At 56.7% G+C, this 16,067-nt stretch carries 12 protein-coding genes; 9 read left to right on the top strand and 3 right to left on the bottom strand.

Features of this window, described 5'->3' with window-relative positions:
• Positions 1-168: 168 nt before the first annotated feature.
• From NW858_RS02665 to NW858_RS02655, 3 genes are all read right to left on the bottom strand, one after another.
• Positions 169-300 carry a hypothetical protein gene (locus NW858_RS02665; RefSeq protein ID WP_414334997.1) on the bottom strand — a complete coding sequence of 44 codons (132 nt, stop codon included), beginning with the start codon at positions 298-300 and terminating at the stop codon, positions 169-171.
• Positions 301-403: 103 nt separating this feature from the next.
• The gene (gene glgB, locus NW858_RS02660) at positions 404-2,695 is read right to left on the bottom strand and encodes a 1,4-alpha-glucan branching protein GlgB (protein WP_414334996.1); all 2,292 of its coding nucleotides are present in this window, start codon (positions 2,693-2,695) and stop codon (positions 404-406) included.
• Positions 2,696-2,738: 43 nt separating this feature from the next.
• Positions 2,739-4,289: a dihydrolipoyl dehydrogenase family protein gene (locus NW858_RS02655; RefSeq protein WP_414338874.1), complete on the bottom strand. Its 1,551-nt coding sequence runs from the start codon at positions 4,287-4,289 to the stop codon at positions 2,739-2,741.
• 164 nt (positions 4,290-4,453) lie between these two features.
• Here NW858_RS02655 and tatA point away from each other — a divergent pair, with 164 nt between their 5' ends.
• The 9 genes from tatA to NW858_RS02610 all read left to right on the top strand — a co-directional run bounded on the left by tatA (position 4,454) and on the right by NW858_RS02610 (position 15,977).
• Positions 4,454-4,699, top strand: coding sequence for a twin-arginine translocase TatA/TatE family subunit (gene tatA, locus NW858_RS02650; protein WP_414334994.1), 246 nt, complete (start codon positions 4,454-4,456; stop codon positions 4,697-4,699).
• 205 nt (positions 4,700-4,904) lie between these two features.
• Positions 4,905-5,729 (top strand): anti-sigma factor domain-containing protein, encoded by an 825-nt coding sequence (locus NW858_RS02645; protein WP_414334993.1) that lies wholly within the window; start codon positions 4,905-4,907, stop codon positions 5,727-5,729.
• A 49-nt stretch (positions 5,730-5,778) separates the two neighbouring features.
• Positions 5,779-6,684, top strand: a complete 906-nt coding sequence (locus NW858_RS02640) for a bestrophin family protein (protein WP_414519665.1) — start codon at positions 5,779-5,781, stop codon at positions 6,682-6,684.
• A gap of 159 nt (positions 6,685-6,843) precedes the next feature.
• Complete coding sequence (locus tag NW858_RS02635; RefSeq protein ID WP_414334991.1) at positions 6,844-8,112, top strand: metallophosphoesterase family protein; 1,269 nt, start codon at positions 6,844-6,846, stop codon at positions 8,110-8,112.
• A 2-nt stretch (positions 8,113-8,114) separates the two neighbouring features.
• Positions 8,115-11,711 (top strand): AAA family ATPase, encoded by a 3,597-nt coding sequence (locus NW858_RS02630; protein ID WP_414519663.1) that lies wholly within the window; start codon positions 8,115-8,117, stop codon positions 11,709-11,711.
• Positions 11,701-12,894, top strand: coding sequence for a DNA double-strand break repair nuclease NurA (locus NW858_RS02625; protein WP_414368725.1), 1,194 nt, complete (start codon positions 11,701-11,703; stop codon positions 12,892-12,894). Before NW858_RS02630 ends, NW858_RS02625 begins: the two co-directional genes overlap by 11 nt.
• Positions 12,891-13,484: a hypothetical protein gene (locus NW858_RS02620; protein ID WP_414349013.1), complete on the top strand. Its 594-nt coding sequence runs from the start codon at positions 12,891-12,893 to the stop codon at positions 13,482-13,484. The genes NW858_RS02625 and NW858_RS02620 overlap by 4 nt, the downstream gene beginning before the upstream one ends.
• The gene (locus NW858_RS02615) at positions 13,484-15,208 is read left to right on the top strand and encodes an ATP-binding protein (RefSeq protein ID WP_414349014.1); all 1,725 of its coding nucleotides are present in this window, start codon (positions 13,484-13,486) and stop codon (positions 15,206-15,208) included. Before NW858_RS02620 ends, NW858_RS02615 begins: the two co-directional genes overlap by 1 nt.
• A gap of 199 nt (positions 15,209-15,407) precedes the next feature.
• Positions 15,408-15,977, top strand: coding sequence for a hypothetical protein (locus NW858_RS02610; RefSeq protein WP_414519660.1), 570 nt, complete (start codon positions 15,408-15,410; stop codon positions 15,975-15,977).
• Positions 15,978-16,067 lie beyond the last annotated feature (90 nt).

Here is a 16,067-nt window from a genome sequence, read left to right as displayed (position 1 = left end):
CTCCATAAAGCATCCTGTCGATAGCTGTATCCAGCCTACCGGTTCCCTGGCCCGCGTTTACTCTAGCTCAGATGGGGCAGAGGAGCTGGGAAAAATCCCTTGCCGCCCGAGCGCGTTGTCTCCCTCGGCTCTTATCTTCTCACCGCCTGTTGCACGGGATCCCTGGCCTCATCCTGTGGCGGTGGGGGGCAACTCGGTGTAGCAACGGTACACGGTGCGGGTGCCTGGCTCTGACCCAACCGACTCACGGCGACGGCAGTTGCAGGAGCGGGTGGCTGCGGCCACTGCTGAAATCCTCACAAAACAAACCTGCCCCTAGTATCTTGAGTGTTATTCTTCCAATCCCGCAAAAACTGGATCCCAAGCCCTGTCCTCACAGATGCGCGGCAGGGCTGAGGGAATGTCAATTTTGGGACTCAGCCGGCTGCGACGGCTGCCATTTCAGCACCAGAGTAGAGAGGGGCGGCAGGCAAAGATCGAGGGAGTAGGGCAGGTTGTGGTAGGCCCAGTCATCCGTCCACTTGCCCCCCAAGTTGCCGACGCCGCTGCCCCAGAACTCCACCGCGTCGCTGTTGAGCAGCTCCCGGTAAAACCCTCGCTGCGGCACCCCAATGCGGTAATTCGGCCAGACCACCGGCGTAAAGTTACACACCACCACCAGCCATTCCTTGGGATCCTCTGCATAGCGGATGAACGAAACAATGCCGCGATGGTCGCTGCAGTCGATCCAGCGGAACCCTTCTGGCTTGGTGTCTTGGGTGTAGAGGGCCGGTTGCGAACGCAGCAGATGGTTCAAGCTGGCCACGTAGTGGCGCAGTTTGGCGTGGGGCTCATATTGCAGCAGCCCCCAGTCTAGATCTGCCCACACATTCCACTCGTTCCACTGGCCAAACTCCATGCTCATAAACAAGGTTTTCTTGCCGGGGTGGGTGAACATGTAGCCGTACAAAGCCCGCAGGCTGGCAAACTTATGCCAGTGATCCCCCGGCATTTTGCCCAGCATGTGGCTCTTGCCGTGTACCACCTCATCGTGGGAAAAAGCCAGCATGTAATTTTCGCTGAAGGCATACATGAGGCTGAAAGTCACTAGGTTGTGATGGAACTGGCGGAACCAGGGATCCATGCGGAAATAGTCCAGCATGTCGTGCATCCAGCCCATGTTCCACTTGAGGTTAAAGCCCAGCCCGCCCACATGGGTTGGCCAGGTTACCATCGGCCAGGCGGTAGACTCCTCGGCAATCGAAAGAGCGCCGGGGTAGTACTTAAAAATGAGGGTATTGAGCTGGCGGAAGAAGTCAATCGCCTCCAAATGTTCTCGCCCACCGTAGCAATTGGGGATCCAGTCTTTGCGGTCATAGTCCAGATAAAGCATTGAGGCCACCGCATCCACTCGGATCCCGTCGATGTGGTATTTCTCAAACCAAAAAAGGGCGTTGGCCACCAGATAGTTGCGCACCTCGTTGCGGCCATAATTGAACACTAAAGTGCCCCAACCTTTGTGTTCTCCTTTGCGAGGGTCGGCGTATTCGTAGAGGTGGGTGCCATCGAAAAAGGCCAGCCCATGCCCATCTTTGGGAAAATGCCCCGGCACCCAATCGACAATCACGCCAATGCCAGCCTGGTGGGCGCGATCGACAAAGTACATAAAGTCTTGCGGTGATCCGTAGCGGGAGGTTACCGCGTAGTAGCCGATTACCTGGTAGCCCCAGGAGCCGTCGAAGGGGTGTTCGGCTACCGGCAAGAGCTCGATGTGGGTAAAGCCCAGCTCCTTGACATAGGGGATCAACTTGTCTGCCAGCTCCCGGTAGGTGAGAAAGCGGGTGTTGGGCTTTTGATCCACCGACACCAGGTGCCCATCGGGGGACGGGTCTTCCGTGGAAGCGTGCATCCAGGATCCCAAATGCACCTCGTACACCGAAATCGGCGAGCGCAGCGGGTCGGTGGCAGCCCGTTTTTCCAGCCACTCCTGGTCGTGCCAGGTGTAGGTGTTGAGGTCGGCTACAATCGAGCCGGTTTTGGGTCGCACCTCCTGCTGAAAGCCATAGGGATCCGATTTTTCGTAGATATCCCCCCAGGAGGTTTTCACCTCGTACTTGTAGATGGCTCCTGGCCCAATGCCGGGGATGAACACGGCCCAGATGCCGCTTTCGCCCAGCCGCTTCATCTGGTGTTGGCGCCCGTCCCAGTGGTTGAAGTCGCCGATAACGCTGACATTGCGGGCGTTGGGGGCCCAGACGGCAAAGTGGACTCCCTGAACCCCATCTACGCTGATGGGATGGGCGCCCAGCTTCTCGTAAATGCGGTGGTGATTCCCCTCGTTGAAGAGGTAGCGATCCAGCTCGCCGATGTGGTTGACCTTCTCGATGGGAAAGCGATAGGGATCCTCCCATTCTTCTAGGTGCTGCCCCTCCGGATCCCAGACCCGTTGCGCCCGCAGAAAGTAGTCTGGAAGCGGCGTGCCAGGCGCAAAGCGCAGCTCAAACAACGTTTCCGGGTGCAGCGGCTGCATCGGGTGGGCCTGGCCGCTGGATCGTTCCACCAGCCAAACCTGTTTTGCATTGGGCACTAGGGCGCGTACCAACCAAAAAGATTCCCCGGCCTCTTCTATCTGCTGTGGCCCCAAAACGGCATAGGGATCCTGCCATTGATTGCAGACCAACTGACCCACTTGTTCGGCAGACAGGAAAAAGCCCATCGATGAAGTCTCAGCAAACGACTGATTCCAGTCTAGCGGCCTGTCAGCTCCAGGCCCGTCTCCAGGCGAAGAACCCTTGCAGGAAGTTCTGCAGGCGGGGATTGGCGGCCAATTGTTGCTTGCGGTACTGCAGGGCCACCTTGGCATTGACCTGCGAGCGGGTGGGGTAGATGTGGATCCCTGTCAGGGCAGAGACGGGCAGCTGCCGGCTCATGGCTAAGACCACCTCGTGAATCAGCTCGCCAGCCTGGGATCCCACCAGGTGGGCCCCTAAGATCTGGCCGTTGCGCCGGCAGATCACCTTGGCAAAGCCGAGGGGGGCCGCTTCTGCCTGGGCCCGATCCACCTCGGCAAACTCCTGTTTGAGCACCATCACGTCTTTGCCGTATTGCTGCCGGGCCTCGCTTTCCGTGAGACCCACCTGAGCCAGCTCCGGCTCGGTAAAGATGGCCCAGGGAATGACCTGGTAACGCGCCCGGCTGATGGGGAAAAACAGGGCATTGACCAGGGCCACCGCCGCCTCGTAAGCCGCCACATGGGTGAACTGCGGCCCGCCGATGACATCTCCACAGGCGTAGATGCGGGGGTTGCTGGTTTGCAGCTTGCTGTTCACCTGGATCCCTTGGGGGGTGTAGCGCACGCCGGCAGCCTCTAGCCCCAGCCCTTCCACATTCGGGATCCGACCGGCAGCCACCAAGATTTCCTCCGCGCGGATCACCGCCTCGCCTGCCTCGGAGAGCTGGCCGACGGCAGAGCCTGTGCCGGCCTTGAGGTAGAGCAATTTTTCCCCCTGCTCCTGGCCAGCGCGGACAGCGCGCACCTGGGTGAGGAGGCGGATCCCGTCTTGGGCCAACTGCTGCTGCACCACCTGGGCGGCCTCCGGATCTACTTTGGGCAGAATGTGATCGCGGCTGGCAATGAGGGTCACCTCGGATCCCAGACGGGCCAGCGCTTGGCCCAACTCACAGCCCACCGGCCCCGCCCCCATCACCGCCACCGATCGAGGCAGGCGGGTCAAATCAAAGATCGACTCGTTGGTCAGGTAGCCCGCCTCGGCCAGGCCAGGCAAAGGGGGAACCGCCGGACGGGATCCGGTGGCCACCACAAAAGCCCGCGCCCGCACTCGCTTTCCCGCCACTTCAAAGGTGCGCCCATCCACAAAGCGCCCCTTGCCAAACACCAGTTCCACCCCCAGTTGGCGGAAGCGATCTGGCGAATCCGCGTGGTTGGCAATGTAGCTCTGGGTGGCGCGAATATGTTCGTACACTTTGAGATAATCCACCGCGATCCCTGCTGGGCTGGGAGAAGCAACCCAGCCGGCGGCAACAGACCGGCGCAGCCGCTGAACCGTGTGGGCCACGCACAGGAGGGCTTTGCTGGGCACACAGCCATACCAGAGGCAGTCCCCGCCTAGGCGGTCGCTGGCCTCCACCAGCAGCACCTTGGCCTGCAGTTGGGCAGCAGCGCTGGCCACCACCAGACCCGCCGCGCCGGCGCCGATGACCACGAGATCGTAAGGGACAGACATGGCGTTTGGGGGTGAGAAAATGGCCAACGGCTGCAGAGCTGAGGGATCCACAAAAACTAGCTCCATCTTATCGATCTCCTCCCAAGTCGGCCCAGGAGCGGAACGACGACAAGCTCCTGCACCAGCCAAACCCTTTCTCCAAGGGAGAAGAACTTGCTAAAGTGAGACGGATCGATCCCTTCCTAAGCTGGGTTGGTCGGCTTGTCTTGTTTTTGGGGTTTTGGGGACTTATGGCTATCCTGCTGTCGAGCGAACCTATCCTGGCCGTGAGCATCTTCGGCATGGGCCTGCCAGAGCTGGCCGTGATTGGGGTGATCGCGGTGGTCGTGTTCGGCCCCAAGAAGCTGCCGGAGTTGGGCAGCGCCTTTGGCAAAGCGTTGCGCAGCTTCAAACAAGAGATGAACAACCCCAGCAGCGATGACGAACCTGTTGCCGGCACAGAGGCGGAGAAGGTGGTCGAGAAGGACGCCGCCTGAGGATATCCCCTTGTTGTGTAGAAGCTGATCCAATAAAGTCGCATGGCCGGGATCCCGGTTAAGGGATCCGTGCCAGCCATGACAAAATAGGCCAGCTTGCCGGTGAGCTGGCTCCAGGGCTGGTGTATATTTCTGAAAAAGCCGCCAGCCTGGCGCTACCGCTTGATCCAAAGCCGGGCCGGGCAGGCGCAGCCGATGGAGGGCTATGGCGGAGCCGACCGATTTCGAGCTGATGCGCCAGATCCAACTGCGGGATCGCCGCAGCCACTTTTTGCTCAAGGATCGCTACCAGAAGCGCCTGCTGGAGATCGCGCTGGCTACCCTCAAGCAGCCTCACCAAGCCGAAGAGGTGGTGCGCCAGGTGTTTGCGTTCTGCTGGAGACATGCAGAGGCCTTCGATCTGCAGCGGGATCGCTCGGTGGCTCTGTGGCTCTACGAGTTGACGGCCTTTCAAGCCCAAGAACGCTTGCGGCGCTGGAGCTGGTTGCCCGCCCCTGCCTCCATCCGGGTCGCACCTCCTTTGTGGCCGCGACGTCTTCTCTGGGGCGGCTTGGCAGCGTTGGGGATCTACGCGCTGGCCATAACGGCGGCCTACTGGCGGCTGGGATCCCAAATCGGGGGAGAGACAGTGGCCATTCAACGGCTCTACCAAGAGTGGCAGCGCCAACCGCAGGTGCAGAGAACCATTTTGCGGGATCCCAACTTCCGCAACCCCTTCCTGGTGCAAGCTCTCTGGTCGCCCCGTGCCAAGCAGGTGCTGCTCTTGGCTTCAGAAATGCCCCCTGCTCCTCTGGGCAGCACCTACCAACTGTGGCTGGAGTCGGATATGCAGGGAGGGGGACGACGGCTGGAAAGCGCCGGCACCTTCGCCGTCAACGCCGAGGGATCCCTGCAATGGCTCAGCCAACCCACCCCTTCCCAGCAGCCGACCCGCCTTTGGATCACCCTCGAACCGGCAGGAGGGAGCGAGTCGCCCACAGGCCCGCCTCTGTTGCAGAGCAACTTCTGGATCCCTGCCGCTCAGCCATGACCGGGAAAGACTGCAGGAATGGCTGTGGCTGTAGGATCAGGGGGCAAGCTTGCCGACATTACCCATGATTCGCCAATATCTCTCAGGAGAGGGGCTGCGTTGGTTTCGCCTGGCCCTGCAGTTGCAAGGCTCAGTTGTACCGGCAGTGCTGCCCCGCACCCTCGTCTGCAGCTTGGTTGGGGTGCTGGTTTCCGTTTTCTACAAACTGGGGCTGCCCCTGGCGTTGTCCTCGTTGGTGGCCTTTGTGCCCAACATCGTTCTGGGTTTGATGCTGGTATTTCGGACAAACACCGCCTACGAACGCTTTTGGGAGGGGCGAAAAGCCTGGGGAGCCGTGGTGAACAATGTGCGCAACTTAGCCCGCCTAATTTGGGTGGCCATTGAAGAAAAGCAGCCCGGCGATCGGGAAGAGAAAATCAAGATCCTCTATCTACTGCCCGCTTTTGCCATCGCCATGAAGCAACATCTGCGCCAAGAATTCTTGGCGGATGAGCTTCAGCCCCTCCTCAGCCCGGAGCAGTTGCAACGCCTCAAAAGCCTCAACCATCCCCCTTTGCAAATTGCCTTTTGGATCGGAGATTACCTGCAACGCCAATACCAAAGGGGCCGCGTTGAGGTCTACCAGCTTACGATCATGGTGGAGCAGCTCAACAGCATGGTGGAGGCGCTAGGGGCTTGCGAGCGCATTTTGCTGACCCCGATGCCCCTGGCCTATGCCCTCCATCTGAAGCAGTTGTTGTTGCTCTACTGTTTGTCTTTGCCGTTTCAGATGGTAGAGGGCTTGGGTTGGATGACCGGCCCGATTGTCGGGTTTCTGGCCTTTATGCTGTTTGGCGTTGAAGAGATTGGCATCGAAATTGAAAACCCCTTTGGCCGGGATCCCAATGACCTGCCCCTTGATAACATTTGCAACAAGATGAAGCACAATATCATGGATCTGATCAATTCCACCTAAAGAAACTCGCGGGAGCTGTTCATGGCGGGGTTGCCTCAGCCGCTGCCTACCCCTAGTGGAGATGCCCGCGGTGAACCCGATCATTTAGAGAAGGAGATCCCCATATCTGGGCGAGGTGAGTTTGCTAAACTGTGGGCAATTTGCCGAGGTGCTCTGGAGATGGCCTGCCCAAGCTGTACATTTTTGCACCTGGCCGATGTGCATCTGGGCTATGACCGCTACGACAGCCCGGAGCGGAGCAAGGATTTCTTTTTGGCTTTTCGAGATGTTGTCCGGCGTTATGCCATTCAAGATCCGGTGGACTTTGTGCTGATTGCCGGGGATCTGTTCGAGCATCGGCAGATTCAGCCCAGCGTTCTCAACCAAGCCCAGATCGTCTTACGCGAGCTGAAGCAGGCCGGGATCCCGGTGTTGGCCATCGAGGGCAACCACGACAACCGCCCCTATGGCGTCAAGACCAGTTGGCTGAGGTACTTGGCTGATCACGGAGAGTTGATCTTGCTGGAGCCGGAAGCCGGGGAACAGGGCCTGGAGCTACGCCCCTGGTCAGGTGGGCGGGGCGGGTATCTGGATTTGCCCTGTGGGGTGCGGGTGATCGGATCCCAGTGGTACGGATCGGCAGCCCCTAGGTCGATTGAACAGTTGGCGGCGGCCATTCGACAATTGCCCCCCGGCCCAGAACGGGTGGTGTTGATGTTCCACCATGGCCTGGAGGGCCAAATGGCCCGTTATCAAGGGGCTTTGCGCTACCGGGATCTGCTGCCTTTGCGGGAAGCGGGGGTGGGCTACCTGGCCTTGGGACACATTCACAAAAGCTATTCTGAGGGCGGGTGGATCTTCAATCCGGGATCCCTGGAGGCCAACAGTACCGCCGAATGGGATTTTCCGCGGGGAGCCTACCGCGTCCGCTGGGGAGATGGCCCGCCCCAAGCCGAGCTGCTACAAGACTACTATCAGCGGCCCCGCCGGCGGCTGTCTCTCGAAGCCAAAGGCCGAGAAACTCCCGAGCAAATGGTAGCGGCAGCCATTGCCCTGGCCAGGGGATCCCGTCTTCAGGAACACGAGATGGAGCCGATGGTGGAGTTGCGCCTGGTGGGGCAGGTGGGGTTTGCCAAGCACGAGCTGGACAGCCGCGCCCTACAGAAGCAGATTCAGCAGATTACCGGCGCCTTGCTCGTCCTGCTTCGCTTTGAGGCTACTCCCTTGGAGATCGGATCCGCTGCTCTTTCTCTGGAAGAAGAAGGACAAAGGCTACAAATTGAAGAGAAAATCTACAGGGATCTGCTGAGCAGCCATGCCCACTATCGCAAGCGCAGCGAAGAGCTGGCGCGGCTACTCCTGGATCTCAAAGCAAGAGTCTTAGATGGACAAGGCGAAGCGGAAGTATACGCTCACCTGAGGGACGCATTTTTGGGGGAAGAAGACTGACCATGCGGATCCTCTCTCTGGCTCTACAGAACTTCAAGTCGCACGAGGACGCCATCTTCACGTTTGAGCCAGGCATTAATGCCATTTGCGGAGAAAACGGAGCGGGCAAAACCAGCATTCTGGAGGCCATTGCCTGGGTTTTGTTCGACTACTGCCCCTACAGTCAAGAAGAAATCATTCGCTCTGGCGCCAGTGACGCGGTGGTGACCGTGCAGTTTATCTCCCAATGGGATCAGCGCACCTACGATGTTCGCCGCAGCGTTAGCCAGGGATATCGCCTCTTCGATCCGCAACTGAAGCAGCGCCTGGAGTATGAGCGCAAATCCGATGTACTGCCGTGGCTGAGGCAACATTTGGGCGTACCTGCCGGTACCGATCTGGCGCGGCTATTCGCCACAACGATTGGGGTGCCCCAAGGGACTTTCACAGCAGACTTTCTCAAAACAGGTCGAGATCGCAAAGAAGTTTTCGATCGCATCTTAAAAGTAGAGGAGTACCAGCAAGTAGCCAAAGATCTGTTGGCGGTCGAAAAATACAGCGAAGCACAAGTCCAGGCGATTCATCATCAAATTGAGTTGCTGCGTCAACAGCTACAGGAATGGGATCCGCTCCAAACCGAGCGGCAGAAAATCCAGCAAGAACTAGGTCATTGGCAAGGGCGCTTGAGTCAGTCGATTCACACCCTGGATCAGGCCAAGATTGAAATTGAGCGACTGGAGAAATTGCTGGAGCAAATCCAAACTTTGGATCACCGGATTGCCCAACTGGAGCAAAAGGGATCCCTGCTGGATGTATCTCTTAAGCAGGCGGAAAAGCTGTGGGAAGAAGCCAGGCAAGCCCAAGCACAACAACAGCAGTATCAAGAGGGATCCCAGCGCTTTTTGGCCATAGAAGCTCAGTTGCGGGAGCTGGAAAAACAGCAACAGCAGCGCTTGGAGTGGTTGAAACAACGCGATGCCTTGCTCTTGCAAAAGCAAAACATTGAAAACCAACTGGCCAGACTGCAAGAAAAGCTGAGCCAACAACAGCGCTGGAAGCAGGAGCTGGAGGAGCTGACTCCGCAAATTCAAGCCCAAGAAGAGCTGGAACATCAACAGATCTATTGGACTCAACAACTCAACACTTTGCTACAACTGCACCACGAATGGGAACAACTCCGGGCAGCATGGACAGCCCATGCCCAGCGGTGCCAACTCCTGCAAGATCGAGTGCAAGAGGCGGAGCAGGCACAGGTCATTTGTCAGCAGCATCAGACAGCCCACAACCGTTATCTGGAGCTGGAAGCCCTCATCGCCGATCAGGAAGCGCTGCGGCAAGCCCGACAAACCCTACTGGCTCAGCGGGAAACTTTGCAACATCAACTCCATCAACTAGAGCTGCGGGGATCCGAATATCAGCATCAGCTCCAGATTTTTCAAAAAATGGCGGCAGAAAAACTTGAGCTACAGCCTCTATGCGAACAGCAGACTGCCCTAGAGCAACGCCACTTCCAAATCAGCCAGAAGTTGGCTTCTTTTCAGACCCTGCGCCTTGAACTCAAACAACGGGAAACGGAACAGGAACAAGGCCAAGTTCAATTGGAACAACTCCAACTCCAACTGAGACAACGGCAGGCAGATTTGGATCGCGTAGCCGCCATTCCTACGCTCGAAGCTCAACAGGAGCGCCTGCAAACTCAGCTCAGCCGCATTGCTGCAGCTCGTCAATTTCAACAGGAGCTACAAGCCATCTTTGAGCAGGGCTCGAATCGCTTTGCTCAACAGCACCACAGCATCCAACAACTTCTGAGCCAATTGGAAGCGCAGCAACACAATTATCCCCAACTTCAACCTCTGTGGCAGCGGATCCCGGAAGTGCTTGCCCAATCTTCAGCGCTTAGCCAGCAGTTGCTCCAGTCCATCCATCACATTTTGCAAGATCTGGCTCCCCAAACTTCCGAACCCCAACTTCAGCAGCAGTTGGCCGACATCCAAAAACAACTCAGGACTTTGCAACCCTTGCTCGGCCTAACCGCACAAATCCCCGATTTGGAAGCCCAAGTAGAACGGCTGCTGCAATTGCAAGCTGAACGGCAAAGCCAAATTGATGACCTTCACTGGAGCCTTGAGGCCGAGCCAACCTTCCTGCGGCAACAACAGGAAATCGGTCAGGCGCTCCAAGCCCTGGGGGATCCCAAGGGACAAATCCAACGTCTGGAAAAAGAGCTGAATGGCAAGCCCAGAGTGGAGCAAGAATACCAACAGCTCACAAAGCACATCCACCAACTCCAGCAACAGCTCGAAAATCTGGAACGACAGCTTGAGCCTTTGCGGGATCTAGAGGACAGAATTGCCGATTTGCGGGAGGAGCAAAAAGGCCATCGCAGCGGCTATGAAACCGTTATTCGCTTGCAGGCCCTTGCCCAAAGCTTGCCGCAACGAAAAGAGGAACTCAAAACCGCCCAAGCGCTACTGGAGCAGCTGCAAAAAGCTGGTCAAGAGAAACAGGCTCAAATTGGCCAATGGGAAAGTGCTCAAGGTTCAAGGGATCAACTGCAGGCTCAAATCGAAAAAGCGGCTGAAGCCTTGAAATCTTTGGGGGATCCCAGAAGTCAAGCCGAGCGGCTCAAAGCAGAGTTAAAACAGGAAAAGCAGTATTTGCAAATGCAGGCCGAGTGTCTGCAGCAGCTTCGGGATTTGGAAGCAACGCTCGGCCCTATTGACGAGGCCCTATCCCAAACCGATCACCTGGATCGAGAGCTGGGATCCCTACAGAAACAACGTGAACGATACCGATTGGATCACGAGCATTATCTGCGGGCCGAGCCGATCGCCAAATTGCTTCCCGAACGGGAACAAAAGCTGGCCGAGCTAAGCGCCCAACAACAGGAGTTGCAAGCTCAACTGTCCCAACTGCGGTTGCAGCGGGATCCCTTGGCTGCTCTGTATCAACCACAGGAGCATGAGCGCCTTCGAGCCCTTTTGCAGACCACCCAAATCCAAAAAGCCGAAGCTCAAGCCCGGCTGGAGAGCTTAGCTCCTCAACTGAGCAAAATCCAGGAAAGGTTGCGGCAGCTGGAACAGGTCAGGGAAAGCTTAAAGCAGGTTGAGGCAGAAAAAAATGAGAAAGAACGCCTACATCGCTTTATCAAATTTAGCCGAGATACCTATAAAAAGGCTGGCCCTCAAGTTACCCAGCACTACCTGCAGCAGATCAACGATACCGCCGATCACCTCTTCCGCGAAATTCTCAACCGCTCCAACATCACCCTGACCTGGGAAACCGACTATGAGATCTGGGTTCAGGAAGCCGGCAGTCGTAAGCGACGGTTTGCCAGCCTTTCAGGAGGGGAGCAAATGTCAGCGGCCCTAGCGGTGCGCTTGGCTTTGCTCAAGGTGCTGGGGCAACTGGACATCGCCTTCTTTGATGAGCCCACCACCAATATGGACGCCCAGCGGCGACAGCGGCTGGCAGAGGCCATCACCAATTTGCGATCTTTTCAGCAGCTATTTGTAATCAGCCACGATGATACCTTTGAGCAAGTAACGGAGAACATCATTCGGGTGGAGAGGCACTCCGGCTCTGACCAGATGAGGAGGGATCCCACCTATGGTGTTTAGAGCCGACCGGATCCTGGCGGTACTGCAACAAAAGCGAGAAGCCTTTGCCACTTTTGATCAAGGGCTATCGGAGCGCAGAGAATGGTATCGGCAGGCCATGGAAAGCTTGTGCCAGTGGTCGAGTTTAGAGATTGCCGAAAAAATTGCTCTATTCTCTTTTCCAGGTGCTTTGCCCACTGAGGAATGGGATCGTTACTCCAGTTGGAAGATCCCTTTTGAGAAAGAATGGACTAACTATGAAGAAAGCTGTGAATGGGCAAGGTCGGTTATCAAAAACATTCCCACCTTTGCAGTAGACGGATCCCAGATTTATCCCAGCAAAGATCTGTCGATCCCAGTGGCCTTGGTGCAGATCGGCTGGTATGAGAATCATCACTCTGCCCAAGGCCTGTACGAAAAAGATATTCAAGTCGATGTACTGACTCCAAAGGATTTGGGATCCGATAGCAGCGGCGAGCCTAAAGAGCGCGTTGTCAACATGCGCCGCTTTCAAATGGAAATCGAGAGGCTTGTAGAATATATTCAAAAATCTCGACCTGGATCCCGGAAATTGGCCTTTTTAGATGGGGCGTTAGTGGCTACCTTCGCGGAAGCTCTTGAGCCGGAAAGCCGAGATTTCTACGTACAGTGTTTGCTCCAGCTACTGCGGGCCAGCGAGCAAAACCGGATCCCCATCGTTGCCTACATCGACACCACCTATACCTCGGATCTGGTGACATTGCTGCGGCATTGCTTCGATCTTCCTGAAGCTCCTCAGCTCCACGATGCCCAATTGCTTAGCCCCTGGCTGGAGTGGGGGGAGCGCACGCCTTTTTTTATCTGCGCTCGTGGCGGCAGCCTCAACCCTCAAGATGGGATCCTCAACTCCTACCAAGAAATGCGGGAGCGAGTGGGATTTGTTTATTTGCGCACCAACAACAACTTTCCGGCCCGGCTGGAGATACCGGTTTGGGTTTATGAGGCAGGACTTTTGGACTGGGTGGTGGATCTGGTGCGCTGCGAGGTGATCATTGGAAGAGGCTATCCTTATGTGCTGGAGACAGCCGATCAAATAGCCGTCATTCGCAACGAAGATCGCAACCTTTTCCTGCGCCTGATGCAAGATTGGGCAAGCCGCGAGAAGCTCAGCCTCAGGTTATCTCAGAAAACGGTGAGTAAACTGCAGCGGAGGCGGGTTCGATGAGATTGGGCAAGGTGGTTCGCTCCAACAATCACTGCGACTACGTAGTGCAGGTGGATGACGTCTTAGAAGTCAAGAATCCTCCCTCTCCCGACGACTATGGCTTTGGCAGCTTTGTTAAGCTGGAGAGCGATCAACGGCACTGGGCTGTGGGTCTGGTCTATAACACCCAAATTGTCAACCCACTCTTTCTCAACTCCGGCCCACGCCTTTCCAGCCAGCCGGATCCCTATTTTTCCCCTGATTTACAAAACGAGGTGCGCACACTGCTTTCGGTGGTTCTCATCGGAGCTTTGGACGAAGAGCGGGGCTGTGGCCGGCAAGGGATCCCGCGCGTGGTGGTGCCCGTAAACACACCCGTTTTTCGCATGAGCCAAGAAGAAATCCTACGTTTTCACCAAGATCCCCAAGGTCAAACCCAGTTTTCGTATTATGGATTGCTCTTGAGCAGCGGTGGCAACTTTGCTGACCACCTTATTTATCAAGTCTTGAACGATATCATACCCATGTTTTCCGATCCAGCCCAACAGCGGGCCCTGCAAATTCTAAGCAAAGAATTGGCCTGGAAAATGACCGTAGGAGCGATGCGCTGATGACCAAAAAAACTGTAGGGATGCCTCAGCCCTCTGAGAATGGGCGCTATCCAAAAGCTGTTTTCTCCTCTGATGAAGAGGCCCCAGAGGTAATCGGCACCGTCAAGGGCCCCGGTGAAACCCCCAACCAATATGTGTTTATCACTTCCAATACCCAAGCCGTAAGGGTAGGCGATTTTGTCTACTATGAAGTGCGGGATCTCCAGTCCCAAACCCTGCAAATCCTAGGCAAAATCAGCCAAGTCCAGCTTTTGGATCACATTCCCGATCGCATCTTTGCCGACACCGAGATCGATCCCAGCACCATTGTGGCTTTGGTGGGCTTTACCCATCCCAACCCAGAAATCTACGCAGTTACCGTCGAGGTCATCGGCTATTTTCACCGCGCCATGGGCTTTATTAACCCCCGTCGCCCTCCGGAGCCCGGTGCCAAAGTCTTTTTGGCCTCCAATCGTCTGCTGAAATCGATTTTGAACAAACGGGATGAAACAGCCATTGGGGGCGCTCACTTGGGCAGTTTGCTGTTGCGCGATGAGGGAGCGGTGCCCGTGGTGCTGGATGTCAAGGAAATGGTTAGCACCCATCTGGCTATTTTGGCAGGGACGGGATCCGGAAAATCCTATACGGCGGGGGTCTTGATTGAAGAGTTGATGTTGCCCAAAAACCGGGCTGCTGTTCTTATTTTCGATCCTCATGGGGAATACCATACGCTGGCAGAGATGCAGTCCCACCCCAAGTTTTTGGGCGAAGACGGCTACCGCCCTAAGGTTAAGGTTCTCTCCCCACAAGAAATTAAGATCCGCGTGTCTTCTCTCAACTTTTTCGATATCCTTACCCTCCTGCCAGAGACCACCGACCGGCAGAAATCTTTCCTAGAGAAGGCTTTCCGCAAGGTTACCCAGTTTAATCCAGTACGTTGGACGATTCAGGATCTGATCGACGCCGTCAACGAAGCGGATTCCAAGGAAGATGGATCTCAAGGATCCTCAGCGCCTGCCCTGGAGTGGAAGCTGGAGCAGATCGATCGCTCTCCCTATTTCAGCAATGTAGAACACCTGGCTCCAAAGGATTTGTTTGAGCCAGGGCAGGTAACCATCTTACAAATGCACGAGATTAGCCAGGAAGAGCAGCAGGTGATTGCCGCTGCTATTCTGCGCCAGGCCAATTACGCCCGCATTAACACCCATAAAGGCAAGATCCAGCCGGGGGATGAAAATTACCTGCCCTATCCTGTTTTTATCTTGTTGGAAGAGGCCCATCGCTTTGCCCCTGCCCACGAGCCTTCCCGCTGCAAGCAGGTGTTGCGCACCATCCTTAGCGAAGGACGCAAGTTTGGACTGGGAGTAGGTCTCATTACGCAACGCCCCGGCAAGTTGGACTCGGATATTCTGTCGCAATGCATGAGCCAATTTTTGATGCGAATCGTCAACCCTTCCGATCAAGAAAACCTGCGCCACAGCGTTGAGGCTGCCGGACGGGATCTGCTCCAAGAATTGCCGGCTTTGAGCAAGGGTCAGGTAATCGTCTCCGGTGTGTGTGTCAATACCCCTGTTCTGTGTAAAGTGCGGCAGCGCTACACCCAGCATGGTGGCGAAACCCTAGATATCCTCGGCTTGTGGCAAAATCACTTTCAGGCGCATCGCCAACGGGATCGCCTGGCCCAATCTGCTCCCCTTAAGCCACGCTCTCAACCACAGGTGATCGAAGGATTGAGCATTGAGTGAACGACCCCCGACCCTCATCTTCGTTGAGTCAACACAACATGGCCTACGCCACGCTGCGCGAACCGATAGAGTACGGGCTTCCCGCCGATTAAGCTAAAGCTCACCCAAGGCTGCGGGCCAGCTTGTTGAGCTTGCCGAGAGATCGGGAAGACAGGGATCCAGTTTGCTACAAGTAAAAAAGAGTTTTGCAGTCAGCAGAGTGAGAAAAGACGCTCTCTTGCTGGGTTGGGCTGTTATTGCCGCTGTGGCTCTACTGGGATCCGGCCCTGCCTATGCCCAGTTGCGGCTGATCCCTGAGGCGGCGCGGCAGGTCTACGCGGCCTTGCCAGATTTGCCGCTGGAAAATGGCTATACCCCCGTGAACCCCAATGACGGCGGCCCCGCGCCCGAGGAAGATACCTTGGTGCGGCGGATGATGGTCTACCACCTGCAGGTGGTCGGTCGCTCTCCTACCGACCGCTTTGACTGGCAACTGACGCTAGCGGACTATTTGGACGCCAATGAGCCGATAGTTGCCCAGCGCTACCCGGGTGCCGAGCGCCTGACGGTTAACCCCTATGCCCAAGACAAGGCAGCCGTGCAAGCCCTGACCCGGCAACAGCGACAGGCCCTGCTGCGGGCCATTCTGCTGGCCTTCGGCGGGGATCCCGATCCCAAGCCCCTGTACATTCCCACCGCCTTGAACCCTGTCCCTGCCCCGCCCACCCCAGAACCGCTGCAACGCTTGCCGATCCCCGGCGCTGGATCCGCCGACCTACTCCGGCCCTAGAGGCGACCCCTCACCCCCCGCCCCCCACCCACAGGCAGTGGCTTATAAACAACACCCCGCCCACCACCCACGACAAGAACTCGTATGGCG

The organism is Synechococcus sp. H55.10, from assembly GCF_047502715.1.
Lineage (GTDB): Bacteria > Cyanobacteriota > Cyanobacteriia > Thermostichales > Thermostichaceae > Thermostichus.
This window is presented reverse-complemented; position numbering and strand designations above follow the sequence as displayed.